This window comes from Streptomyces sp. GC420 (genome assembly GCF_009916105.1).
Taxonomy (GTDB): Bacteria; Actinomycetota; Actinomycetes; order Streptomycetales; family Streptomycetaceae; genus Streptomyces.
Map to the genome: position 1 here is coordinate 19,007 of NZ_JAAAXQ010000012.1, position 25,506 is coordinate 44,512.

14 protein-coding genes and 1 pseudogene are annotated in these 25,506 nt (G+C 69.3%); 10 read left to right on the forward strand and 5 right to left on the reverse strand.

All coding sequences use genetic code 11. The features are described from left to right. Position 1: 1 nt before the first annotated feature. Positions 2-1,531: a UDP-N-acetylglucosamine 1-carboxyvinyltransferase gene (locus GUY61_RS02935; RefSeq protein ID WP_166628440.1), complete on the reverse strand. Its 1,530-nt coding sequence runs from the start codon at positions 1,529-1,531 to the stop codon at positions 2-4. 385 nt (positions 1,532-1,916) lie between these two features. Here GUY61_RS02935 and acnA point away from each other — a divergent pair, with 385 nt between their 5' ends. Beyond that, positions 1,917-4,634, forward strand: a complete 2,718-nt coding sequence (gene acnA / locus GUY61_RS02940) for an aconitate hydratase AcnA (RefSeq protein ID WP_166628441.1) — start codon at positions 1,917-1,919, stop codon at positions 4,632-4,634. 103 nt (positions 4,635-4,737) lie between these two features. Here the strand turns inward: acnA and GUY61_RS02945 are convergent, their stop codons facing one another. Then, positions 4,738-8,565 carry a GH92 family glycosyl hydrolase gene (locus GUY61_RS02945; protein ID WP_166628455.1) on the reverse strand — a complete coding sequence of 1,276 codons (3,828 nt, stop codon included), beginning with the start codon at positions 8,563-8,565 and terminating at the stop codon, positions 4,738-4,740. Positions 8,566-8,970: 405 nt separating this feature from the next. Between GUY61_RS02945 and ngcE the strand changes: the two genes are divergently transcribed. The 9 genes from ngcE (at position 8,971) to GUY61_RS02990 (ending at position 21,381) form a co-directional block, all read left to right on the forward strand. Beyond that, positions 8,971-10,419: an N-acetylglucosamine/diacetylchitobiose ABC transporter substrate-binding protein gene (ngcE, locus tag GUY61_RS02950; RefSeq protein ID WP_166628442.1), complete on the forward strand. Its 1,449-nt coding sequence runs from the start codon at positions 8,971-8,973 to the stop codon at positions 10,417-10,419. A 29-nt stretch (positions 10,420-10,448) separates the two neighbouring features. After that, positions 10,449-11,381 (forward strand): carbohydrate ABC transporter permease, encoded by a 933-nt coding sequence (locus GUY61_RS02955; protein WP_166628443.1) that lies wholly within the window; start codon positions 10,449-10,451, stop codon positions 11,379-11,381. A 14-nt stretch (positions 11,382-11,395) separates the two neighbouring features. Then, the gene (locus GUY61_RS02960; RefSeq protein ID WP_166628444.1) at positions 11,396-12,337 is read left to right on the forward strand and encodes a carbohydrate ABC transporter permease; all 942 of its coding nucleotides are present in this window, start codon (positions 11,396-11,398) and stop codon (positions 12,335-12,337) included. A gap of 501 nt (positions 12,338-12,838) precedes the next feature. After that, positions 12,839-14,038: an ROK family transcriptional regulator gene (locus tag GUY61_RS02965; protein ID WP_166628445.1), complete on the forward strand. Its 1,200-nt coding sequence runs from the start codon at positions 12,839-12,841 to the stop codon at positions 14,036-14,038. 121 nt (positions 14,039-14,159) lie between these two features. Next, positions 14,160-15,269, forward strand: coding sequence for a substrate-binding domain-containing protein (locus tag GUY61_RS02970; protein ID WP_166628446.1), 1,110 nt, complete (start codon positions 14,160-14,162; stop codon positions 15,267-15,269). A 161-nt stretch (positions 15,270-15,430) separates the two neighbouring features. Then, positions 15,431-16,222 carry an ATP-binding cassette domain-containing protein gene (locus GUY61_RS02975; RefSeq protein ID WP_166628456.1) on the forward strand — a complete coding sequence of 264 codons (792 nt, stop codon included), beginning with the start codon at positions 15,431-15,433 and terminating at the stop codon, positions 16,220-16,222. Then, entirely contained in the window at positions 16,219-17,517 is a 1,299-nt protein-coding gene (locus tag GUY61_RS02980; protein WP_166628447.1) for an ABC transporter permease subunit, read from the forward strand. Before GUY61_RS02975 ends, GUY61_RS02980 begins: the two co-directional genes overlap by 4 nt. A 230-nt stretch (positions 17,518-17,747) precedes the next feature. After that, positions 17,748-19,661 carry a 1-deoxy-D-xylulose-5-phosphate synthase gene (gene dxs, locus GUY61_RS02985; RefSeq protein ID WP_166628448.1) on the forward strand — a complete coding sequence of 638 codons (1,914 nt, stop codon included), beginning with the start codon at positions 17,748-17,750 and terminating at the stop codon, positions 19,659-19,661. Positions 19,662-19,860: 199 nt separating this feature from the next. Then, on the forward strand, positions 19,861-21,381 hold the full coding sequence (locus tag GUY61_RS02990; RefSeq protein WP_166628449.1) for an amino acid permease: 1,521 nt from the start codon (positions 19,861-19,863) through the stop codon (positions 21,379-21,381). 84 nt (positions 21,382-21,465) lie between these two features. On the opposite strand, the pseudogene GUY61_RS02995 reads toward GUY61_RS02990, so the two are convergent. The 3 genes and pseudogenes from GUY61_RS02995 to GUY61_RS03005 all read right to left on the reverse strand — a co-directional run. Further along, positions 21,466-21,834, reverse strand: a pseudogene (locus GUY61_RS02995) (NTP pyrophosphohydrolase); the annotation flags it as partial. Positions 21,835-21,921: 87 nt separating this feature from the next. Continuing rightward, positions 21,922-24,048 carry a 3-hydroxyacyl-CoA dehydrogenase NAD-binding domain-containing protein gene (locus GUY61_RS03000; protein ID WP_166628450.1) on the reverse strand — a complete coding sequence of 709 codons (2,127 nt, stop codon included), beginning with the start codon at positions 24,046-24,048 and terminating at the stop codon, positions 21,922-21,924. Further along, the gene (locus GUY61_RS03005; protein ID WP_166628451.1) at positions 24,045-25,265 is read right to left on the reverse strand and encodes an acetyl-CoA C-acyltransferase; all 1,221 of its coding nucleotides are present in this window, start codon (positions 25,263-25,265) and stop codon (positions 24,045-24,047) included. Before GUY61_RS03005 ends, GUY61_RS03000 begins: the two co-directional genes overlap by 4 nt. Between the last annotated feature and the right edge of the window lie 241 nt (positions 25,266-25,506).

The window sequence follows — 25,506 nt, forward strand, 5'->3', positions numbered from 1 at the left end:
CTCAGATGTCGCGGAAGATCTCGATCTGCGCCCCCACCGAGTTCAGCCGCTCCGCGAGCTCCTCGTAGCCCCGGTTGATGACGTACACGTTGCGCAGCACCGACGTGCCCTCGGCGGCCATCATCGCGAGCAGGACGACCACCGCCGGGCGCAGCGCCGGGGGGCACATCATCTCGGCGGCGCGCCAGCGGGTCGGGCCCTCGACGAGGACGCGGTGGGGGTCGAGGAGCTGGAGCCGGCCGCCGAGGCGGTTCAGGTCCGTCAGGTAGATGGCGCGGTTGTCGTAGACCCAGTCGTGGATCAGGGTCTGGCCCTGCGCCGCGGCGGCGATGGCCGCGAAGAACGGGACGTTGTCGATGTTCAGGCCGGGGAACGGCATCGGGTGGATCTTGTCGATGGGCGCCTCCAGCTTGGAGGGCCGCACGGTGAGGTCGATGAGCCGGGTGCGGCCGTTGTCGGCCGGGTACTCGGCCGTGCGGTCGTGGTCGAGGCCCATCTCCTCCAGCACCGCGAGCTCGATCTCCAGGAACTCGATGGGCACGCGCCGGATGGTGAGTTCCGACTCGGTGACGACGGCGGCCGCCAGCAGGCTCATCGCCTCCACCGGGTCCTCGGACGGCGAGTAGTCCACGTCGGTGTCGATGGTCGGCACGCCGTGGACGGTGAGGGTGGTGGTGCCGATGCCGTCGACCCGGACCCCCAGCTCCTCCAGGAAGAAGCAGAGGTCCTGGACCATGTAGTTGGAGGAGGCGTTGCGGATCACCGTCGTGCCGTCGTGGCGGGCGGCGGCGAGCAGCGCGTTCTCGGTGACCGTGTCGCCGCGCTCGGTCAGCACGATGGGACGGGCCGGCACCACGGAGCGGTCCACACGTGCGTGGTAGAGGCCCTCGGTGGCGGTGATGTCCAGGCCGAAGCGGCGCAGCGCGATCATGTGCGGCTCGATGGTCCGCGTCCCGAGGTCGCAGCCCCCGGCATACGGCAGCTTGAAGGCGTCCAGGCGGTGCAGCAGCGGCCCCAGGAACATGATGATCGACCGGGTGCGGCGCGCCGCGTCCGCGTCGATCGCCTCCAGGACCGGTTCGGCGGGCGGCACGATCTCCAGGTCGACGCCGCTGTTGATCCAGCGGGTGCGGACGCCGATGGAGTTCAGCACCTCGAGGAGGCGGTAGACCTCCTCGATCCTCGCCACCCGCCTCAGCACCGTGCGTCCCTTGTTGAGCAGGGAGGCGCACAGCAGGGCCACGCAGGCGTTCTTGCTCGTCTTGACGTCGATGGCCCCGGAGAGCCGCCGGCCGCCGACCACCCGCAGATGCATCGGACCGGCGTAGCCCAGGGAGACGATTTCGCTGTCCAGCGCCTCACCGATGCGGGCGATCATCTCAAGGCTGATGTTCTGGTTGCCTCGCTCGACGCGATTGACGGCGCTCTGGCTGGTGCCGAGCGCTTCGGCCAGCTGTGCCTGAGTCCAGCCACGGTGCTGGCGGGCGTCACGGATGAGCTTGCCGATGCGTTCGAGGTAGTCGTCTGCCATGGGGGCAGGCTATCTCAGATATGAGATGACGGCGTGAAGTTGTTGATGTGGCAGGGCGTCAGGAACCCGGGCCTGCGCCGTCTCGCGGCATCATGCCTGGCCGGTGCGGTGCCGGGTGCGGGAGAGGGGGTCGCCGGCCATGGGCCGGGGCCGTCTGGGTACTCGTGGTCGCGCCGGGGCCGGACATGACCGAGGCGTGACTGTGTACTAGGGTTATCTCGACATCGAGATATCTGCCGAAGGGCGCACCGGAGCCGCCACCCGGTGGGGCTTGGCGAGAGCAACCAGTAAGGGTTGCCTAACTAAGTCTTACCTTAGCGGATCGGCCGCGGGGCCGTGGCGGCAGGATGCGTAGCAACGCGCACCATTGATGAAGGAGACTGTCGTGTCGGCGAACAGCTTCGACGCCCGCAGCACGCTGCGCGTGGGCGACGAGTCGTACGAGATTTTCCGGCTGGACAAGGTCGAGGGCTCCGCGCGCCTCCCCTACAGCCTTAAGGTCCTGCTGGAGAACCTGCTCCGCACCGAGGACGGCGCGAACATCACCGCCGACCACATCCGGGCCCTCGGCGGCTGGGACTCGCAGGCGCAGCCGAGCCAGGAGATCCAGTTCACGCCGGCCCGCGTGATCATGCAGGACTTCACCGGTGTGCCCTGTGTCGTGGACCTCGCCACCATGCGCGAGGCCGTGAAGGAGCTCGGCGGCGACGCGTCGAAGATCAACCCGCTCGCCCCGGCCGAGCTGGTCATCGACCACTCCGTCATCGCCGACAAGTTCGGCACCCCGGAGTCCTTCGCGCAGAACGTGGAGCTGGAGTACGGCCGCAACCGCGAGCGCTACCAGTTCCTGCGCTGGGGCCAGACCGCCTTCGACGAGTTCAAGGTCGTCCCGCCCGGCACCGGCATCGTCCACCAGGTGAACATCGAGCACCTGGCCCGCACCGTCATGGTCCGGGGCGGCCAGGCGTACCCCGACACCCTCGTCGGCACCGACTCGCACACCACCATGGTCAACGGCCTGGGCGTGCTGGGCTGGGGCGTCGGCGGCATCGAGGCCGAGGCCGCGATGCTCGGCCAGCCGGTCTCCATGCTGATCCCGCGCGTCGTCGGCTTCAAGCTGACCGGCGAGCTGCCCACCGGCACCACCGCCACCGACCTCGTGCTGACCATCACCGAGATGCTCCGCAAGCACGGCGTCGTCGGCAAGTTCGTCGAGTTCTACGGCGAGGGCGTCGCCGCCACCTCGCTCGCCAACCGCGCCACCATCGGCAACATGTCGCCGGAGTTCGGCTCCACCGCCGCGATCTTCCCGATCGACGACGAGACCCTGAACTACCTGCGCCTGACCGGCCGCTCCGAGCAGCAGGTCGCGCTCGTCGAGGCCTACGCCAAGGAGCAGGGCCTCTGGCTCGACCCGGCCGCCGAGCCCGACTTCTCCGAGAAGCTGGAGCTCGACCTCTCCACCGTCGTCCCCTCGATCGCCGGCCCGAAGCGCCCGCAGGACCGCATCGTCCTCGCGAACGCCGCCGAGCAGTTCAAGCAGGACGTACGCAACTACGTCGACGACGTCGACGAGGCGGGCAAGGAGTCCTTCCCGGCCTCCGACTCCCCGGCGGTCGCCCCGAACGGCGCCCCGTCGAAGCCGACCCTGGTCACCACCCCCGACGGCTCGACCTACGAGATCGACCACGGCGCGGTGACGGTCGCGGCCATCACCTCCTGCACCAACACCTCGAACCCGTACGTCATGGTCGCCGCCGCGCTGGTGGCCAAGAAGGCGGTCGAGAAGGGCCTGACCCGCAAGCCGTGGGTCAAGACCACGCTGGCCCCGGGCTCCAAGGTCGTCACGGACTACTTCGACCGCGCGGGCCTGACGCCGTACCTCGACAAGATGGGCTTCAACCTCGTCGGCTACGGCTGCACCACCTGCATCGGCAACTCCGGTCCGCTCGACGAAGAGGTCTCCAAGGCCGTCAACGAGCACGACCTCGCCGTCACCTCGGTGCTCTCCGGCAACCGCAACTTCGAGGGCCGGATCAACCCCGACGTCAAGATGAACTACCTGGCCTCCCCGCCGCTGGTCGTCGCGTACGCCATCGCGGGCTCCATGAAGGTGGACATCACCAAGGACGCGCTGGGCACGGACCAGGACGGCAAGCCGGTCCACCTGGCGGACATCTGGCCCTCCGAGCAGGAGGTCAACGAGGTCGTCGCCTCCGCGATCGGCCAGGACATGTTCTCCGCCTCCTACGCGGACGTGTTCGCGGGCGACGCGCAGTGGCAGGCGCTGCCGATCCCCACCGGCGACACCTTCGAGTGGGACCCGCAGTCCACCTACGTGCGCAAGCCCCCGTACTTCGAGGGCATGACGATGGAGACCACCCCGGTCGCCGACATCACCGGCGCCCGCGTCCTCGCCAAGCTCGGCGACTCGGTCACCACCGACCACATCTCCCCGGCCGGTGCCATCAAGGCCGACACCCCGGCCGGCAAGTACCTCACCGAGCACGGCGTCGAGCGCCGCGACTTCAACAGCTACGGCTCGCGCCGCGGCAACCACGAGGTCATGATCCGCGGCACCTTCGCCAACATCCGCCTGCGCAACCAGATCGCGCCGGGCACCGAGGGCGGCTTCACGCGTGACTTCACGCAGGAGGGCGGCCCGGTCTCCTTCATCTACGACGCCTCGCAGAACTACCAGGCCGCCGGCATCCCGCTGGTCGTCCTGGCGGGCAAGGAGTACGGCTCCGGCTCCTCCCGCGACTGGGCGGCGAAGGGCACCGCGCTGCTCGGCGTCAAGGCCGTCGTCGCCGAGTCCTACGAGCGCATCCACCGCTCGAACCTCATCGGCATGGGCGTCCTGCCGCTGCAGTTCCCCGAGGGTGCCAGTGCCGAGTCGCTGGGCCTGACCGGCGAGGAGGCGTTCTCCATCACCGGCGTGACCGAGCTCAACGAGGGCACCACCCCGCGCACGGTCAAGGTCACCACCGACACGGGCGTCGAGTTCGACGCGGTCGTCCGCATCGACACCCCCGGTGAGGCGGACTACTACCGCAACGGCGGCATCATGCAGTACGTGCTGCGCAGCCTGATCCGCAAGTAGGCCCACCAGTACGGCCGACGGGCCGCACCTCCGGCGACGGAGGTGCGGCCCGTCCGCGTAAGCGACCACGACCAGGGGGACCCCCGGTGCCAGGACGCGCCGGTCAGGGCCGGGACAGGAGCTCCACCTCCGCCAGCGTGCCGCCGGAACCGGACGGCACCAGGCGGTACTTCGGGTAGGAACCCGGACGGGCCACCGTGAACACCCGGGTCTGCCTGTCCCAGGTGAAGGACTGGCCCTCGCGCCGGTCCAGGTCGGTCCACCGGGTGCCGTCCGCCGAGCCCTGGAGCACCCAGCCCGCCGGGGCCTTCGTACGGTCCGACGAGGTCAGGGTGTACTGCACGGCCCGGGCCGCCCCGGACACCGGCAGGTCCACGGCCGTCTCCACCACCGCGTCCGTCGCCGAGGTGTTGTCGGACAGCGGCCCGTCGCCGGCCGTCGCGTCGCCGAGCGGCACCGCCGGGCTGTCGTCCCCGGTGATGGAGACGGGGCCGGCCTTCTTGCCGGTGCCCCACGCGGACGGCCTGGAGCCCATGTCGAACTCCAGCGTGCCGCCCTTCGCGACCACCGAGTGGGGGAGCGCCGTCGACGTCCAGCGCTTGCCGTTCACCCTCAGCCCCTGGACGTAGACGTCGCGGTCGCTGTTCTTCGGGGCCTTCACCACCAGCGTGCGGCCGTTGTCCATGCGCACCGTCGCCCTGGTGAACAGCGGCGAGCCGATGGCGTACTCCCCGCTGCCCATCACCAGCGGGTAGAAGCCGAGTGCCGAGAAGAGGTACCAGGCGGACTGCTCGCCGTTGTCCTCGTCGCCGTGGTAGCCCTGCCCGATCTCGCTGCCCGTGTAGAGCCGACCCAGCACCTCGCGGACCTTCTCCTGCGTCTTCCACGGCTGCCCGGCCGCGTTGTACATGTACGTCACGTGGTGCGCCACCTGGTTGCTGTGGCCGTACATGCCCATCCGCACGTCACGGGCCTCGGTCATCTCGTGGATGACGCCGCCGTACGAGCCCGTGAACTCGGGGGAGGCCGTCTCCGGGGTGGAGAAGTACGTGTCCAGCTTCTGCGCCAGGCCGCCGCGCCCGCCGTACAGATTCGCCAGGCCGCGCGAGTCCTGCGGGGCGGTGAAGGCGTAGCCCCAGCCGTTGGTCTCCGTGTAGTCGTGGCCCCACACCCGCGGGTCGTACTCCTCCGACTTCACCCGCCAGTCGCCGCCCGGGCCACGGCCCTGGAAGAAACCGGCCTTCGAGTCGAAGAGCCTGACGTAGTTCAGCGCCCGGTTGCGGAAGTAGGACGCCTCCTCGGCGTAGCGCTTCTCGCCGGTCTTCCTGTGCAGCGCGCTCGCCATCTCGGAGATGCCGTAGTCGTTGAGGCAGCCCTCGAGCGACCAGGACAGGCCCTCGTGGGTCGAGGTGGAGGCGTACCCGAGGAACGGGGAGGTGTCCATCCCCTTGCGGCCCACGCCCGCCGAGGGCGGCACCACGGTGGCGTTCTTCACCGCCGCCTCGTACGCCGCCTCGGCGTCGAAGCCGACACCCTTCACGTACGCGTCCGCGAAGGCCACGTCGGAGGACGTGCCGGTCATCAGGTCGGCGTAGCCGGGGGAGGACCAGCGGGATATCCAGCCGCCGTCCTTGTACTGCTGGACGAAGCCGTCGACCAGCTCACCGGCCTTCCCCGGGGTGAGGAAGGAGTACGCGGGCCAGGTCGTCCGGTAGGTGTCCCAGAAGCCGTTGTTCACGTACACCTTGCCGTCGACGATCTTCGCGCCGGTGTGCGTCGGGGTGTCGGGCCCGGTCTGCGGGGAGAAGGGGCTCGCGTACTTGTAGGTGTCCCCGACCTTCTCGAAACCGGAGTTGGGGTAGAGGTAGAGCCGGTAGAGGCTGGAGTAGAGCGTGGTGAGCTGATCGTGGTCGGCGCCCTCCACCGTGACCCGGGAGAGGAGCGCGTCCCACTGCGACCGTGCCCGGTCGCGGATCCGCTCGAAGGAGGTGCCGGCCGGGAGCTCCCGCTCCAGGTTCGCCTTCGCCTGGTCCACGCTGATGAGGGAGGTCGCGAGCCGCAGCCCGACGGTGCGGTCGGCGCCCGCGTCGAAGCGCAGGTGCCCCTTCGGCCCCGTGGAGTCGCCGGAGGTCACCGGGGCGTCGAAAACGCCGTACACGAACAGCCGGGTGGCGCCCGTCGACAGGCCGCTCTTGACGTCGGAGTAGCCGGTGAACGAGCTGCCGTCCTGGTCCAGCGTCAGTCCCGCCGCCGTGTCCGACACGTTGTCGAAGACCACGCTCGCGTCGTCGCCCGGATAGGTGAAGCGCATGGCGGCGGCGTGGTCGGCCGGGGCCATCTCCGCCTTCAGCCCGTTCTCGAAGGTCACCCCGTAGTAGTGCGGACGGGCGGTCTCCCGCTCGTGCCGGAAGGCCAGGGCGCGCCCGGCCCGTGAGGTGTCCGGAGTGCCGGAGGCGGCGGACGGCATCACCTGGAAGGTCTGCCGGTCGCCCATCCAGGGGCTCGGCTCGTGACTGGCGCTGAACGCCTGGATCGTGGGCAGGTTGTCGTCGTTGTTGGCGCGCGCGTAGTCGTAGAGCCAGCTGGTGGAGCCGGCGTTGGTCACCGGGGTCCAGAAGTTGAAGCCGTGCGGGACCGCCGTGGCCGGGAAGGTGTTGCCGCGTGAGAAGCCGCCGCTCGAGTTGGTGCCGCGGGTGGTCACGGCGTAGTCCGACAGGTGCGCGAGCGGCTTCTCGGGAGCCCTGGGCGCGATGGAGATGTCGTCGATCCAGCCGCGGAACCTCGCCGGGCCCTTCGGGGAGTCGTAGGCCACCAGGATCCGGTCGACCGTCTTCCCGGCCGCCACCCGGCCGATCCGCGACTCCTTGTGGTTCCACTGGTTGACGTACAGCGTCTTGGAGGCCGCCTGCCCGCGCGGGTCGAGCGGCGCGCCGTGCTGGTCGACCGCCTTCAGGTCACTCAGGTAGGTGCCGTCGGTGAAGGCCAGGTCGACCGAGACATGGGTGGCCGGATAGTCCAGGTCCGTCTCGGGCATGGACGGGAACACGCGGTACGACAGCGCGGTGTCGCGCCGCACCACCGTGTTCACGTCGAAGACCTTGTTGTACGAGTACGCCCGGCCCTCCCCCTCGTGGGTGCCCGCGTAGCGCAGGGCCCGCCTGCCGGTGAAGCCGGCGTTCGCCTTGGCGGTGGGGGAGCCGGTCGCACCGCGGTCGACGTGGCTGCGCATGTCGTCCGGGGCGGGGGTGGTGGTGTCGCCGTCGGAGAACTGCACCTCGGCGAGCTGCACCAGGTCCGCGCCCGCCGTTGCGGTGATCTCCAGGCGGTAGTGCGCGTACGCGGTCGCCCCGCCGCCCGCGCCGATGTCGAAGCTCCTGGTCAGGAAACGCTCCCCGAAGGACTGGCCCTCACGGGTGTCCAGGGTCGTCCAGTCCTCGCCGTCCGCCGAGCCCTTGAGCGTCCAGTTCGCCGGGTCGCGCTGCGGTGCGTCATTGGCCGAGGTGAGCGCGTACGTCACGACCTCGACGGGGGCCGCGAAGTCGAACTCGAGCCAGGCCGTGGGTTCGAAGGCCAGCCATTTGGTCGTGGGCTCGCCGTCGACGAGGTTCTCCTTGACCTCGCCGGCCCCCGCGTACTCGGCGCTGGCCCGGACGTCGGTCACCCGGTCGGTCACATTTCCGGGGATCCCGCTCGAGTAGCCGCCGTTGACCCCCGAGGCACGCTCTCGCCCGTCCGGGCCGGTCTCCACGGTGTCGCGCCAGTCGGGCTGCGGGTCGCCTGTCTCGAAGGAGGAGAAGAACTCACGGTCCGGGGAGGTTGGTGCCCCGGCCGGGCGGGCGGCGGCCGGTCCGGGAATCGCCACCACCAGCGCGAGGGCCGCCGCGGCCAGGGTGGCCGCGCGGCCCCTTCTGTGGCGGAAACTGTGCTGCATACGGGGCATACGGGGGTGCCTTCCTGACGTAGACAACGTTGTCAATTCGCATTTCGCAAGCAACAGTAGGGAGCCAAGTGCGTAATGATGTCAAGGGTGTTGAGGGGCAACCCGGCGAAAGGCCGAGGGCGGGGTATGCGCGTTTCCACGAGGTCTCAACTCGGGAAAGACTCTTGACCAACCCTGCATTCGATCTTGCTACGCCGAAGGAAAGTGGACTATACCTGTCGGCGTCCGCACGGCCGACAGCAGCCTCACAGGATCGCCCGGCCTGCCGTGCGCCCGGAAGACCCAGCACGACCCCAGCTTTGAACCGACCGCGGTGCGGGGCCCTTCGCCGGCAGGCGAATTACGTACGGGCGACCGGTACACCGCCTGAGTCCTGGAGAAGGCGAGGACTTGAGCATGGGAACCACCTCCGCCCACAACGACGTCCCGAACGGCACGCACGGTCCGGGCCGGCGCGATCTGATCAAGCGCTCGGCCGCACTCGGTCTGATCACGGTGCCGGCGATGAGCTTCCTGTCGGCCTGCGCCAGCAGCGCGAGCGACGAGGACACGACCGAGAAGGGCAAGGTCAGCAAGGACAACCCGTTCGGCGTCGCCAAGGACGGCACGCTCGACGTCGTCATCTTCAAGGGCGGATTCGGCGACCAGTACGCCATCGAGTGGGAGAAGGAATACAAGGGGAAGTGGGGCGGCAAGGTCTCCCACCTCGGCACTCAGGAGATCACCGGCAAGCTCCAGCCCCGCTTCGTCGGCGGCAATCCCCCGGACCTCGTGGACAACTCGGGCGCCCAGCAGATCAAACTGGACACCCTCTACAAGGACGGACAGCTCGCCGATCTCGACCAGCTGCTCGACGCCCCCGCGTACGACGACCCGTCGAAGAAGGTCCGGGACATCCTGATTCCCGGCACCGCGGAAAAGGGCAACTTCGACGGCAAGATGTACTCCCTGAACTACATCTACACCGTCTGGGGTGTGTGGTACTCCGGCAAGCTCTTCGAGGACAAGGGCTGGGAGGTGCCGAAGACCTGGGACGCCTTCCTCGACATCATGAGGGAAGCCAAGAAGGACGGCATCGGCGGCCTCGCCCACCAGGGCAAGCACCCGTACTACATCAACGTCATGATCATGGACCTGATCGCCAAGACCGGCGGTCTGGACGCCATGAAGGCGATCGACAACCTCGACCCGAAGGCGTTCACGGGGAGCGCGGCGGCCGAGGAGTCCATCGAGGCGATCTACGAGATCGTCGAGAAGGGCCTGCTGATGCCGGGCACCAACTCCCTGGACCACATCGAGTCCCAGACCGCCTGGAACAAGGGCAAGGCGGTCTTCATCCCCTCCGGATCCTGGCTGGAGAACGAGCAGCTCAAGCAGACGCCCGAGGGCTTCGACATGAAGTTCCTCCCGATGCCGCTGCTGCCCGGCAGCAAGCTGCCCTTCGAGGCCATCAGGGCGGGCGCCGGCGAGCCCTTCATCGTCCCGGAGAAGGCCAGGAACAAGGCCGGCGGCCTGGAATTCATGCGCATGATGCTGTCGAAGGAATGGTCGACGATCTTCGCGCAGCAGGCGAACTCGCTGACCATCGTCAAGGACGGCGTCGACACCGGTGTGGAACTGCGCCCCGGCACCAAGTCCGCCGTGGACGCGGTGGCCGCGGCCGGTGACAACACCTTCGACTACTACTACGTCAACTGGTACAGCGAGATGGACGAGTCGATCCGCAACGCGTCCGCCGAGCTGATGGCCAAGCGGATCCAGCCGAAGGAATGGCTGAAGCGCGCTCAGGCCGCCGTGGACAAGGCGGCCAAGGACCCGGCGAGCAAGAACAACAAGCGTCCGTAACGGGTCGGCAGACACCAGGGGCTCACGTCATGCACAAGGGCAAGAACCGGTTCGTCGCGGGATTCCTGATCGGTCCGCTGGGACTGTACGTCGTCTTCATGATCTGGCCGTACGTCCAGACCTTCGGATACTCCTTCACCAACTGGCGCGGGCAGTCCTCGCGCATGGAATTCGTCGGGCTCCAGAACTACGCGGACCTGTTCTCCGACAGCGTCTTCCTGCGGGCCCTGTGGAACAACTTCCTGCTTCTGGTGTCCCTGCCGCTCGCCACCATCCTGCTCGCCCTCTTCTTCGCCTTCATGGTGAACGTGGGCGGGCGGGGTGGTGCCGCCGGCATCCAGGGCGTCAGGGGCTCGGGCTTCTACAAGGTCGTCTTCTTCCTCCCGCACGTCCTCTCGGTGGTGATCCTGGCCATTCTGTGGCGCGCCATCTACCGCGGTGACATCGCCGGCCTGATCAACGGCACTCTGGTCAAAGCGGGGATCTCCGATCCCGAGCACCCCATCGAATGGCTGAACTCCCCCAACCTGGTGCTGTGGTGCGTCGCCTTCGTGCTCCTGTGGTGGGGCGTCGGCTTCTATCTGGTGCTGTTCTCGGCCGCGATGCAGTCGATTCCCAAGGACATCTACGAGGCGGCCCTGCTGGACGGGGCGAGCCGCGTCCAGACCTTCTTCCGGGTGACCCTCCCCCTGCTGTGGGACACCGTCCAGACCGCCTGGGTCTATCTCGCGATCCTGGCCATGGACGGCTTCGCCCTGATCTCCGTCATGACACCCGGCAGCAACTTCGGCGGCGGCCCCGATCACAGCAGTGAGGTCATGGCCACCTATCTGATGCGCAACTTCCTCGCCTTCGGCAAGAGCGGCTACGCCTGCGCGATGGGTGTGGTCATTCTCGTCCTCACTCTGATCCTTTCCGTCGTCACGCTGCGGATCAGCCGCCGCGAGCACATCGAGTACTGAGCGGGGAGCACACGATGGCAACCACTCCCACGATTCCCGGCGTGACGAAGGACGACGCCGCCCCGCCCCGGAGGGCCGCGGCGGGGAGGAGCGGGGACCGGGCGGACTCCCCGGGCGAGGGCAGGATCCTCAACGTCTTCTCGCACGGCTTCCTCGTCCTCTGGGCCGTGATGATCGTCCTGCCGCTGATCTGGATCCTCCTCGGAGCGTTCAAGACGGACGCCGAGATCGGCGCGAGTTCCTGGTCCTGGCCGTCCAACTGGAACTTCGACGCCTTCGGGCGGGCCTGGACCAAGGGCCACATCGGGTCGTACTTCCTGAACACCGTCATCGTCCTGGTGTTCTCGGTCCCGCTGACGATGCTGTTCGGCTCGATGGGCGCCTATGTGCTGGCCCGCTACAGGTTCACCGGCAACCGGCTCATCTACTACTTCTTCATCGCCGGCGCGATGTTCCCCGTGTACCTCGGGCTGATCCCGCTGTACTTCCTGGTCAAGCAGCTGGGCATGCTCAACACGTACCAGGGCCTGATCCTGGTGTACGTCGCCTACTCGATGCCGTTCACCGTCTTCTTCATGCACGCGTTCTTCCGGACGCTGCCGACCGCCGTCCACGAGGCGGCGGTGATCGACGGGGCCTCGCACAGCCGGATCTTCTTCCAGGTGATGCTGCCGATGGCGAAGCCGGGGCTGATCAGCGTGGGCATCTTCAACCTGCTCGGCCAGTGGAACCAGTACATCCTGCCCCTGGTGCTCATGCAGCAGCAGAGCGGCTTCGACAAGGACCGGTCGATGCTGACCCAGGGCCTGGTGCTCCTCAACCAGCAGCAGGGATACGCGGGCGACCTGCCGGTGATCTTCGCCGGTATGACGATCGCGATCCTTCCCGTCGTCGTGGTCTACCTCTCCTTCCAGCGGCAGGTCCAGTCGGGACTGACGGCGGGCACCCTGAAGTGACGCCGGGGGTCCGCAAGGGCTCCGAGGGCCGTCGGCGGCCACCGGCACCAGGGCTCCGGGAGCCGTGCACGACTGCCGGGGCCGGTCGTGGCGAGGCGCTTCAAGTCGTGAAGGAAGGTCTCGGAGGGCGGGCACGGGCCGTCCGGGACCCGGCCGGGAACCGGAACGGTCCGCGGTCCGTTCCCGCCGCTCACGCCGTGCGCGGCGGCGCCGGCCCCGGCCGCCGACTGTGACGTCCGCCTCTCCGGCCGGCGGAAGAGGTGCCTCCGGCCGGTGCTCGCGGCGCCGGACGCCGGTCGTCGGCAGAGCCGGCGACCGGGAGAACGAACCAGAGCAATCCGGACTTTCGGCCCGCCTGGGGTGTGCATCCACAGGCGGGCCGACTTCGTGGTGTGCCGACATCGTCACAGAAGGTCGCTCACTCAAGCTCTTGACGGGATCAACGTGGAACGCTGAGCTTAGAGTTCACAAGTTGGAGCCAAGGCAGGAGTGGATGGGTCAATGGAGACTCCGGGTTCGCAGTCGTCGCTGCACCGCGCCAACCTCGAGCGTGTCGTGCGCGCAGTGCGGATGGCCGGTTCGCTCACCCAGGCGGAGATCGCCCGTGCCACCGGGCTCTCGGCGGCGACGGTCTCCAATATCGTCAGGGAGCTCAAGGACGGCGGAACGGTGGAGGTCACGCCCACGTCGGCGGGCGGCAGGCGGGCGCGCAGCGTCTCGCTGAGCGGCAACGCGGGCATCGTCATCGGTGTCGACTTCGGCCACACCCACCTGCGGGTCGCGGTGGGCAACCTCGCCCACCAGGTGCTCGCCGAGGAGTCCGAGCCGCTGGACGTCGACGCCTCTGCCGCGCAGGGCTTCGACCGGGCGGAACAGCTGGTCACACGTTTGATCGAGAGCACAGGGGTGAGCCGGGACAAGGTCATCGGCGTCGGGCTCGGGGTGCCGGGACCGATCGACGTCGAGTCCGGAACGCTGGGCTCGTCGACGATACTCCCGGGGTGGGGCGGCACCAATCCCAGCCAGGAGCTGTCCGCCCGCCTCGGGGTGCCCGTGTACGTGGACAACGACGCCAACCTCGGCGCGCTCGGCGAGCTGGTCTGGGGCAGCGGGCGCGGGGTCAAGGACCTCGCGTACATCAAGGTGGCCAGCGGTGTCGGCGCCGGCCTGGTGATCAGCGGCCAGATCTACCGGGGGCCGGGAGGCACCGCCGGGGAGATCGGCCACATCACCCTCGACGAGGCCGGCCCGGTCTGCCGCTGCGGCAACCGCGGCTGCCTGGAGACGTTCACCGCGGCCCGCTACGTGCTCCCGCTGCTGCAGCCCAGCCACGGGCCCGACCTGACCATCGAGCGGATGGTCCAGCTGGCGCGTGAGGGCGATCCCGGCTGCCGCCGCGTCATCGCGGACGTGGGCCGCCACATCGGCCGGGGCGTGGCCAGCCTGTGCAACCTGCTGAATCCCACCCGGGTGGTGCTCGGCGGCGATCTGGCGGAAGCTGGAGAACTGGTGCTGGTGCCCATCAGGGAGTCCGTGGGGCGGTACGCGATCCCCAGTGCCGCGCGGCAGCTCTCGGTGCTTCCGGGGGCCCTCGGCGGCCGTGCCGAGGTGCTCGGCGCGCTGGCGCTCGTACTGAGCGAAATGGGTGATTCCACCCTCCTTGACGGGGCCGTGCCGCCGATCACTCCTGCCTTCACTTAGATAACGACTGGCACCGTTGCCATCTCGTTAATGATTTACTTCTTGACGCCAAGCCGTCGGGCGAGTTGACTTCCAGCCACCTCGGCCGCAGCGACGCGGCCTCGTCAGGGAGGTTCCACAGATGAACACGCGTATGCGTCGTGCAGCCGTTGCTCTCGCCGCCACTTCCATGGCCGTCTCGCTCGCCGCCTGCGGCAGCGCCAAGGAGTCCGGCGACAGCGGTGACAAGGAGTCCGGCGCCGACAAGTCGAAGCTCTCGGTCGGTCTGCTCCTGCCGGAGAACCAGACCGCGCGCTACGAGAACTTCGACCGTCCGCTCATCGAGAAGCGGATCAAGGAACTCGCGCCGGACGCCACCATCACCTACGCGAACGCCCAGCAGGACGCGACGAAGCAGCAGCAGCAGGTCGAGACGATGATCACGAAGAAGGTCGACGTGATCATCCTCGACGCCGTCGACGCCAAGTCCATAGCCAGCGCGGTCCAGCAGGCCGAGGACGCGGACATCCCCGTCGTCGCCTACGACCGCCTGGCCGAGGGCCCGATCGACGCCTACACCTCCTTCGACAACGAAGAGGTCGGCAAGGTCCAGGGCACCGCTCTGCTCGAGGCGCTCGGTGGCGACGCCAAGAAGGGCGAGATCGTCATGATGAACGGGTCGGTCACCGACCCGAACGCCGCCCTGTTCAAGAAGGGCGCCCACTCCGTGCTCGACGGCAAGGTGAACGTCGGCAAGGAGTACGACACCAAGGAGTGGAAGCCGGAGAACGCCAACACCAACATGGAAGGCGCGATCTCGTCCCTCGGGAAGGACAAGATCGTCGGCGTCTACTCCGCCAACGACGGCATGGCGGGCGGCATCATCGAGGCCCTGAAGTCCGCCGGCATCAAGGACCTGCCGCCGGTCACCGGCCAGGACGCCGAGCTCGCGGGTGTGCAGCGCATCGTCGCCGGTGAGCAGTTCATGAGCGTCTACAAGCCGTACCAGCCGGAGGCCTACGCGGCCGCCGAGATGGCCGTCGCGCTGGCCAAGGGCGAGAAGCTCGACGACATCGCCAAGACCACCGTCGACAGCGGCAGCGCCAAGGGCGTCCCCTCGGTCCTGATCCCGCCGGTCTCGCTGACCAAGGACAACATCCAGGACACCGTCGTCAAGGACGGCCTGTACACCGTCGCGGACATCTGCACCGCGAAGTACAAGGCCGCCTGCGACAAGATCGGTCTGAAGTAGTCCACCCGGGGACCATCCCCAAGGCCTGACGGGCCGGACGACCGCCCGTCACCCCCTCTGTCCGGCGCCCCGCCCCACCAAAAAACCCCGCTGCGGGGCGGGCGCCGGACGGTTTCCATGCCATGCTTTCCACATCCCCCGCCGGTCAGGCGGCGAAGGAGATGGTTCACGTGTCCGCAGCGCCTGTGCTGGCGTTGAGCGGGATCTCGAAGCGGTTCGGTGCGGTGCAGGCCCTCACCGACATCGAGCTCGAGGTCCACGCGGGCGAAGTGGTCGCCCTGGTAGGCGACAACGGCGCCGGCAAGTCCACTCTCGTCAAGGTGATCGCCGGCGTCGGCCCCGCCGACGAGGGCGTCATCGAATGGGACGGCAAGCCCGTCCAGATCACCCGGCCGCACGACGCCCAGGAGCTGGGTGTCGCGACGGTCTACCAGGACCTCGCACTCGCCGACAACATCGACGTCGTCGGCAACCTCTTCCTCGGCCGCGAACTGCGCAGGTTCGGCGTGCTCGACGAGGTCGAGATGGAGCGCCGCTCCCGTGAGCTGCTCTCCACGCTGTCCATCCGGATCCCGAGCGTCCGGATCCCGATCGCCTCGCTCTCCGGCGGCCAGCGCCAGACCGTCGCGATCGCCCGTTCGCTGCTCGGCGAGCCCAAGCTCGTCATCCTCGACGAGCCCACCGCCGCCCTCGGCGTCGAGCAGACCGCCCAGGTGCTCGACCTGGTCGAGCGGCTGCGCGAGCGCGGCCTCGCCGTCATCCTCATCAGCCACAACATGGCCGACGTCAAGGCCGTGGCCGACAAGGTGGCGGTCCTGCGGCTGGGCCGCAACAACGGCGTCTTCGACGTCCGCACCACCTCTCAGGAAGAGATCATCTCTGCCATCACCGGCGCCACGGACAATGCCGTGACCCGCCGCAAGGCGCGCACCGCGGAGGCGAAGGCCCAGTGAGCACCAAGGACACCCCCGTCGTCGGCAAGACCGACCACGCGCCCGTGGACGCTCCGGCCGCCGCGCCCGACGCCGTCACCGCCGTCGACCCCCGCCTCCTGGTCCGCCAGGAGGGCTTCAAGGGATACGTCACGGAGTTCAGGCGCAAGATCCGCAGCGGTGAGCTGGGCTCCATCCCGGTCGTCATCGGCCTGATCATCATCTGGGCGATCTTCCAGAGCATGGACTCGGCCTTCCTCGGCGCGGAGAACCTCAGCAAGCTCGCCGTCGCCATGGTCGGTCCCGGCCTGATCGCCGTCGGCCTGGTCTTCGTGCTGCTGCTCGGCGAGATCGACCTCTCCGTCGGCTCGGTCAGCGGTCTAGCCGCCGCCGTCTTCGCCGTGCTCGCGGTCAACGAGGGCGTGGGCGAGGTCTGGGCACTGATCGCCGCCCTGCTCACCGGCGCCGTGATCGGCGCGCTCCACGGGTTCTTCTTCGCCAAGATCGGCGTACCGGCCTTCGTGATCACCCTGGCGGGTCTGCTCGCCTGGAGCGGTCTGATGCTGGAGGTGCTCGGCTCCAGCGGCACCATCAACCTGGACAGCGACGGCCTGGTCGGCAACCTCACCCGGTACCACTTCTCGGACGTCGCCGCCGCCTACGGCGCGGCCGCCCTCGCGGTCGCCGCGTTCTTCCTCAGCGCCTTCCTGGACAGCCGCCGCCGGGAGGCCGCGGGTGTCCCGTCCCGGCCCATGAGCGAGATCATCGTCCGCACCGCCGTCCTCGCGGTGTTCGCCTTCGCCGCGGCCTGGATCTTCAACCAGTACCGCGGACTGCCGCTCGGTGTGCTGATCTTCCTCGTGGTCCTCGTGGTCGCCGACTTCGTCCTGCGGCGCACCTCCTACGGACGCAAGGTGTTCTCGCTCGGCGGCAGCGTCGAGGCCTCCCGCAGGGCCGGCATCAACGTCACCGCGATCCGCATCTCGGTGTTCTCCATCGCCGGCACGATGGCGGCCTTCGGCGGTCTCTACATCGCCTCCAGGATCGCCGCGGCCAACCAGTCCGCCGGCGCCGGCGACCTGCTGATGCTCGCCATCGCGGCGGCCGTCATCGGCGGCACCAGCCTCTTCGGCGGCCGCGGCTCGGCCTGGTCCGCCCTGCTCGGCATGCTCGTCATCCAGTCGATCAGCTCGGGCCTGGCTCTCCAGGGTGTGGAGTCCTCGGTCCAGAACATGATCACGGCGGCCGTCCTGGCCATCACCGCGGTGATCGACTCGGTCTCCCGCAAGACGCAGAAGACGGCCGGCCGCGCCTAGCCCCTGGCCCGCGCCCGACCACACGTGCCCGGCACCGTCCCACGGTGCCGGGCACATCCCCTTTTCCGGGCATGTCCCGTTCCTGCCGTGCCTTTTGCGGCCGCCACGCTCTCTCACGGAAACGCGGTGATGGACGGACGTGACCTCCCGGTGACCGCGGGCCGGGCCGGAACATTAGACTCGGGCGGACTGCACGCTCGACCGGCAAGCACACACGCAAGGAGGCACGGGTGGCATTGCTGACCCGTATCAAGGGGCCGCGCGATCTCGACGGGCTCAGCGCGGAGGAGCTCGACCGGCTCGCGTCCGAGATCCGGACCTTCCTGGTCGAAGCGGTCTCCAAGACCGGCGGCCACCTCGGCCCCAACCTCGGTGTGGTCGAGCTGACCATCGCCCTGCACCGTGTCTACGACTCGCCCCGGGACAAGATCCTCTTCGACACCGGGCACCAGAGCTACGTACACAAACTGCTCACGGGGCGCCAGGACTTCTCCCGGCTCCGCGCCAAGGGCGGCCTGTCCGGCTACCCCTCGCGCGCCGAGTCCGAGCACGACGTCATCGAGAACAGCCACGCCTCCACGGTGCTCGGCTGGGCCGACGGCCTCGCCAAGGCCAACCAGGTGCTGAAGAAGGACGACCACGTCGTCGCCGTCATCGGAGACGGGGCGCTGACCGGCGGCATGGCCTGGGAGGCGCTGAACAACATCGCCGACGCCAAGGACCGACCGCTGGTCATCGTTGTCAACGACAACGAGCGCTCCTACGCGCCGACCATCGGCGGTCTCGCCAACCACCTCGCCACGCTGCGCATCACGGACGGCTACGAACGCTTCCTGGCCCGCGGCAAGGAGTTCCTCGAGCGCACCCCGGTCGTCGGCAGGCCCATGTACGAGGCGCTGCACGGCGCCAAGAAGGGCCTGAAGGACCTCGTCGCCCCGCAGGGCATGTTCGAGGACCTCGGCCTGAAGTACGTCGGCCCCATCGACGGCCACGACATCGAGGCCCTGGAGTCCGCGCTGGCCCGCGCCAAGGGCTTCGGCGGCCCGGTCATCGTGCACTGCATCACCGAGAAGGGCCGCGGCTACGACCCCGCCGTCCAGGACGAGGCGGACCGCTTCCACGGCATCGGCCCCATCCATCCGGACACCGGACTGCCCGTCAAGACCGCCGCCGCCAGCTGGACCTCGGTCTTCGGCGACGAGATGGTCAGGCTCGGCCGGGAGCGCGAGGACATCGTCGCCATCACGGCCGCCATGCTCCAGCCCGTCGGCCTGAAGAAGTTCGCCGAGGCGTTCCCCCACCGGGTGTACGACGTCGGCATCGCCGAGCAGCACGGCGCCGTCTCCGCCGCCGGTCTGGCCACGGGCGGACTGCACCCCGTCTTCGCCGTGTACGCCACCTTCCTCAACCGCGCCTTCGACCAGGTGCTGATGGACGTGGCCCTGCACAAGTGCGGTGTCACCTTCGTGCTGGACCGCGCCGGTGTCACCGGCGACGACGGCGCCTCCCACAACGGAATGTGGGACATGTCGATCCTCCAGGTCGTCCCGACCCTGCGGATCGCCGCGCCGCGCGACGCCGAACAGCTGCGCGCCCAGCTGCGCGAGGCCGTCGAGGTCGACGACGCGCCGACCGTCGTCCGCTACTCCAAGGGCGTCGTGGGGCCCGCCGTGCCCGCGGTGGACCGCATCGGCGGCATGGACGTGCTCCTCGAGGCCGGTACGGACCGGCCCGACGTGCTCCTGGTCTCCGTCGGCGCGCTCGCCCCGATGTGCCTGGAGATCGCCTCCCTCCTCGACAAGCAGGGCATCTCCTGCACCGTCGTCGACCCGAGGTGGGTCAAGCCCGTCGACGAGGCGCTGGCCCCGCTCGCCGAACGGCACCGCGTCGTGGTGACCGTCGAGGACAACAGCCGTACCGGCGGTGTCGGCTCCGCCGTGGCCCAGGCGCTGCGCGACGCGGGCGTGGACCTGCCGCTGCGCGACTTCGGCATCCCCGAGCGGTTCCTCGACCACGCCTCCCGCAAGGAGGTCATGGCGGAGATCGGGCTGACCGCGCCCGACATCGCCCGCCAGGTCACCGGGCTGGTCGCCAAGCTCGACGGCCGCTTCGACGACGCGCCGGCGCAGGCCGCCCGCGACTGAGCCCGCGACCGAGCCCGCGACCGAGGGAGCGCGGAGCGCTCGGTGGCACCCGTGCGGCCCGTTACGCGGAGGACCGGCCGGGGCACCCTGTACGGGTGGTCCGGCCGGTCCTTTCGTATGAAAACCGCATTTCTGACGCCGTGCCGGACCACCACTGTCCCGATCATGGGGCCCACGACGAACGCGTGGAGGTACGCCGGTGAGTACGCAGCCGAGCACGGGGCCGAGGTCCGCGGGCGGCCTGCTGAGGACGAAGTCCATCGAACAGTCGATCACGGACACCGAGGAGCCGGAGCACGCGCTCGACAAGTCGCTCTCCGCCCTCGACCTGACCATCTTCGGCGTCGGCGTCATCATCGGGACCGGCATCTTCGTCCTCACCGGCGCGGTCGCCAAGGAGAACGCCGGCCCCGCCACCGCCCTCGCCTTCGTCGCCGCAGGTGTGGTCTGCGCCCTGGCGGCCCTGTGCTACGCCGAGTTCGCCTCCACCGTGCCGGTGGCCGGATCGGCGTACACGTTCTCGTACGCCTCGCTCGGCGAGCTGCCCGCCTGGATCATCGGCTGGGACCTGGTCCTGGAGTTCGCCCTCGGCACCGCGGTGGTCGCCGTCGGCTGGTCGGGCTATGTGCGATCGCTGCTGGACAACGCGGGCTGGCACCTGCCCGACACGCTGAGCGGGCCCGACGTCGCCGAGGGGCTCGGCTTCGACGTCCTCGCCGCGGGGCTGGTCCTCGTCCTGACGGTCATCCTCGTCATCGGCATGAAGCTGTCCGCCCGCGTCACCTCACTGGTCGTGGCCGTCAAGGTGACGGTGGTGCTGATCGTCATCGTCGCGGGCGCCTTCTTCATCACCGCCGACAACTACTCGCCCTTCATCCCGGAGGCGCAGAAGCAGGAGGCGGGCAGGAGCCTCGACTCGCCACTGGTCCAGCTGATGTTCGGTTACGAACCCACGAACTTCGGCGTCATGGGCATTTTCACGGCTGCCTCCGTGGTCTTCTTCGCCTTCATCGGCTTCGACGTCGTGGCCACCGCCGCGGAGGAGACCAGGAACCCGCAGCGGGACATGCCCCGGGGCATCCTCGGCTCCCTCTTCATCTGCACCACCCTGTACGTCCTCGTCTCCATCGTCGTCACGGGCATGCAGAACTACACCGAGCTGTCCGTGGACGCCCCGCTCGCCGACGCCTTCAAGGCCACCGGGCACCCCTGGTACGCGGGCGTCATCAGCTTCGGCGCCGCCGTCGGCCTCACCACGGTCTGCATGATCCTGCTGCTCGGCCAGACGCGGGTCTTCTTCGCCATGAGCCGCGACGGGCTGCTGCCCCGCTTCTTCTCCCGGGTGCACCCGAAGTTCAAGACCCCGCACCGTCCGACCATCCTGCTGGGCGTGCTGATCGCCGTGCTCGCCGGATTCACCAGCCTCTCGGAGCTCGCCGAGCTGGTGAACATCGGCACGCTCTTCGCCTTCGTCGTCGTCGCCCTCGGCGTCGTCATCCTGCGCCGCACCCGCCCGGACCTGCCGCGCGCCTTCCGCACCCCGCTGGTGCCCCTGGTGCCGGTGCTGTCGGTGGCCGCCTCGCTGTGGCTGATGCTCAACCTGCCCGCCGAGACGTGGGTGCGGTTCGGCATCTGGATGGCGCTGGGCTTCCTCGTGTACTTCCTCTACGGGCGCAGCCACAGCCGGCTGCACGCGGGTGCCGCGCATGCCCGGAGGTGACCGTCAGCCGTCGCGGTCGCGGTCGCGGTCGCCGTCACCGTTGCCGGCGCCCGTGCCGTCGCGGGCGTGGGCGTGGGGCGCGGCGGGCCGCACGGCACGCGGCCCCAGGCACTCGGCGCCGAACTCGCCCACCCGCCGCCGCAGTTCCCGGTCGGCGGTGACGACGACACAGGGCAGGGCAGCGGCGGCGACGAGCTCCACGATCCGGTCGTCCCCGCTGCCCGGCGCGGACTCCACCCGCACCCCGGGCACGGACTCCACCCCCCGGGCGGAACCCTCGACGACCAGCACCACCTCGGCCCGCTCCCGCTCGGCGTACCCGGCCAGGCCGTCCCTCAGCCGCTCGGTGGCACCGCGCCGGTCGCGCCACCAGCCGTCGGGCACGGAGCCGACGACATTGGCGGCGTCGACGATCAGTATCTTGCGCTCGGACACGGGGCCATTGTCCGCCAGAAGCCCGGCTGCCGTGGCCCGCCGGAGAAGACGAGGAGGGTCCCCGCGGCTGCGGGGACCCTCCTCGCACCACGGCGGCAGACGGTGTTACGCGGGAACGCTGGCCACACCCGGCTCCAGGAACCTCTTGCCGTTGACGCGCTCCGAGACGCCCTCACGGTCCAGGTACGGCGTGATGCCGCCCAGGTGGAAGGGCCAGCCGGCGCCGGTGATCAGGCAGAGGTCGACGTCCTGGGCCTCGGCGACGACGCCCTCGTCCAGCATCAGACCGATCTCCTGCGCGACCGCCTCGAGCACGCGGGCGCGCACCTGCTCCTCCGTCAGGACGGTGTCGCCCTGCTTGAGGAGCGCGGCGACCTCGGGGTCCAGCTCCGGCTTGCCGGAGTCGTAGACGTAGAAGCCGCGCTTGCCGGCCTCGACGACCGCCTTGAGGTTCGGGGAGACCTTGAAGCGGTCCGGGAAGGCCCCGTGCAGGGTCTCCGAGACGTGCAGGCCGATGGCCGGGCCGACGAGTTCGAGCAGCACCAGCGGGGACATCGGCAGACCGAGCGGCTCGACGGCCTTCTCGGCGACCTCGACCGGGGTGCCCTCGTCGATGACGTTCTGCACCTCGCCCATGAAGCGGGTCAGGATGCGGTTCACGACGAACGCCGGGGCGTCCTTGCACAGGACGGCGGTCTTCTTCAGCTTCTTCGCCACCGCGAAGGCCGTCGCCAGCGAGGCGTCGTCCGTCTTCTCGCCGCGCACGATCTCCAGCAGCGGCAGCACCGCGACCGGGTTGAAGAAGTGGAAGCCGACGACCCGCTCGGGGTGCTTCAGCTTCGACGCCATCTCGCTGACGGACAGCGAGGAGGTGTTGGTGGCGAGGATCGCGTGCGCCGGGGCGACAGCCTCGACCTCCGCGAACACCTTCTGCTTGACGCCCATCTCCTCGAACACGGCCTCGATGATGAAGTCCGCGTCCGCGAAGCCCTCGGCCTTGTCCAGGACACCGGTGACCAGGGCCTTGAGGCGGTTGGCCTTGTCCTGGTTCACCCGGCCCTTGAGCAGCAGCTTGTCGATCTCGCCGTGGACGTAGCCCACGCCCTTGTCGACACGCTCCTGGTCGATGTCGGTCAGCACGACCGGCACCTCGAGGCGGCGGGCGAACAGCAGCGCGAGCTGAGAGGCCATCAGACCGGCGCCGACGACACCGACCTTGGTGACGGGCCGCGCGAGGGACTTGTCCGGCGCTCCGGCCGGGCGCTTGCCGCGCTTCTGCACCAGGTTGAAGGCGTAGATGCCGGCGCGCAGCTCGCCGCCCATGATCAGGTCCGCGAGGGCCTGGTCCTCGGCGTCGAAGCCCTGCTGGAGGTCACCGTTCTTCGCGGCGGCGATGATGTCCAGCGCGCGGTACGCGGCCGGGGCGGCGCCGTGCACCTTGCTGTCCGCGATGAAGCGGCCGCGTCCGACGGCCTGGTCCCAGGCTTCGCCGCGGTCCACCTCGGGGCGCTCGACGGTGATCTCGCCCTTGAGTACGGAGGCGGTCCAGGCCAGCGACTGCTCCAGGAAGTCCGCGCCCTCGAAGAGCGCGTCCGCGATGCCGAGGTCGTAGACCTGGCCGCCCTTCAGCTGCTTGTTCTGGTTGAGGGAGTTCTCGATGATGACCGAAACCGCCCGGTCCGCGCCGATCAGGTTCGGCAGGATCGTGCAGCCGCCCCAGCCGGGGACGAGGCCGAGGAAGACCTCGGGCAGCGAGAACGCGGGCAGCGAGGCCGACACCGTGCGGTACGTGCAGTGCAGACCGACCTCGACACCGCCGCCCATCGACGCGCCGTTGTAGTACGCGAAGGTGGGGACCGCGAGGCCCGACAGCCGCTTGAAGACGTCGTGGCCGCCCTTGCCGATGGCGAGCGCGTGCTCGTGCGACTTCAGCAGCTCGACACCCTTGAGGTCGGCGCCGACGGCGAAGATGAACGGCTTGCCGGTGACACCGACGCCGACGATCTCGCCGTCCGCGGCCTCCTTCTCCACCTGGTCGATCGCCGTGTTCAGGTTGGCGAGGGACTGCGGCCCGAGGGTGGTCGGCTTGGTGTGGTCGAAGCCGTTGTCCAGGGTGATGAGGGCGAACCGGCCCGCGCCGGCCGGCAGGTCGAAGTGGCGTACGTGCGCCTGCGTCACGACCTCGTCCGGGAACAGCTCGGCCGCGCCCTTCAGGAGCTCAGTGGTACTCACTTGTTGCCTCCGTCGAAGTGCGGGTTCTCCCAGATGACCGTTCCGCCCATGCCGAAGCCGATGCACATGGTGGTCAGGCCGTAGCGGACGTGCGGCTGCTCCTCGAACTGCCGCGCCAGCTGCGTCATCAGACGCACGCCGGAGGAGGCCAGCGGGTGGCCGAAGGCGATGGCGCCGCCGTACTGGTTCACCCGGGCGTCGTCGTCCGCGATGCCGAAGTGGTCGAGGAAGGCCAGGACCTGGACGGCGAAGGCCTCGTTGACCTCGAACAGGCCGATGTCGGAGATCGACAGACCGGCCTTGGCGAGGGCCTTCTCGGTCGAGGGGACCGGGCCGACACCCATGACCTCGGGCTCGACGCCCGCGAAGGCGTAGGAGACCAGGCGCATCTTGACGGGCAGCTCCAGCTCCCGCGCCACGTCCTCGGCGGCCAGCAGGGAGGCGGTGGCACCGTCGTTGAGACCGGCCGCGTTGCCGGCGGTGATCCGGCCGTGCGCGCGGAACGGGGTCTTGAGGCTCGCCAGGCTCTCCAGGGTGGTGCCCGGGCGCATCGGCTCGTCGGCCGTGACCAGGCCCCAGCCGGTCTCGCCGACCTCCGGGTTGCTGCGGCGCACGGAGATCGGCACCAGGTCGGGCTGGATCTTGCCGTTGGCGTAGGCCTTGGCGGCCTTCTCCTGCGAGCGCACCGCGTACTCGTCGCAGCGCTGCTTGGTCAGGTGCGGGAAGCGGTCGTGCAGGTTCTCCGCCGTCATGCCCATGAACAGGGCGGACTCGTCGACCAGCTTCTCGCTGACGAAGCGCGGGTTGGGGTCGACGCCCTCACCCATCGGGTGGCGGCCCATGTGCTCGACACCGCCGGCGACGACGACGTCGTACGCGCCGAAGGCGATGGAGCCGGCCGTCGTGGTGACGGCGGTCATGGCACCGGCGCACATGCGGTCGATCGAGTAGCCGGGCACCGACTTCGGCAGGCCGGCGAGGATGCCCGCCGTGCGGCCCAGCGTCAGACCCTGGTCGCCGATCTGCGTGGTGGCGGCGACGGCCACCTCGTCGATCTTGGCCGGGTCCAGGTTCGGGTTGCGGCGGAGCAGCTCACGGATCGCCTTGACGACGAGGTCGTCGGCCCGGGTCTCGTGGTAGATGCCCTTCGGGCCCGCCTTGCCGAACGGGGTGCGGACGCCGTCGACGAAGACGACGTCCCTGACGGTACGAGGCACGATGGCTCTCCTCCAGGGTGCTATACGGGCACTGCCGGGCACACCGCACGGACGCAACGCTGCGGCGGCTCGCTCCGCACATGCTACTTGCGAGTAACCAGGCTGCACAGCCCCGTCGCCGGGAGCGGCGAACGTCACACCCGAATGCCGACCCCGGGGACGAAATCCGGCCGTCCTCCGCGTTCCCGCATCCGGCCCCGAAAACACTCCCGCCGGGCTCCGCCCAATCGGGCCCCGGCCC

Bases quoted from the DNA above. Each gene is read 5' to 3' on its own strand.
- GUY61_RS02935 (WP_166628440.1), bottom strand. From the start codon at position 1,531: ATGGCAGACGACTACCTCGAACGCATCGGCAAGCTCATCCGTGACGCC.
- GUY61_RS02945 (WP_166628455.1), bottom strand. From the start codon at position 8,565: ATGCAGCACAGTTTCCGCCACAGAAGGGGCCGCGCGGCCACCCTGGCC.
- ngcE (WP_166628442.1), top strand. From the start codon at position 8,971: ATGGGAACCACCTCCGCCCACAACGACGTCCCGAACGGCACGCACGGT.
- GUY61_RS02955 (WP_166628443.1), top strand. From the start codon at position 10,449: ATGCACAAGGGCAAGAACCGGTTCGTCGCGGGATTCCTGATCGGTCCG.
- GUY61_RS02960 (WP_166628444.1), top strand. From the start codon at position 11,396: ATGGCAACCACTCCCACGATTCCCGGCGTGACGAAGGACGACGCCGCC.
- GUY61_RS02965 (WP_166628445.1), top strand. From the start codon at position 12,839: ATGGAGACTCCGGGTTCGCAGTCGTCGCTGCACCGCGCCAACCTCGAG.
- GUY61_RS02970 (WP_166628446.1), top strand. From the start codon at position 14,160: ATGAACACGCGTATGCGTCGTGCAGCCGTTGCTCTCGCCGCCACTTCC.
- GUY61_RS02975 (WP_166628456.1), top strand. From the start codon at position 15,431: ATGGTTCACGTGTCCGCAGCGCCTGTGCTGGCGTTGAGCGGGATCTCG.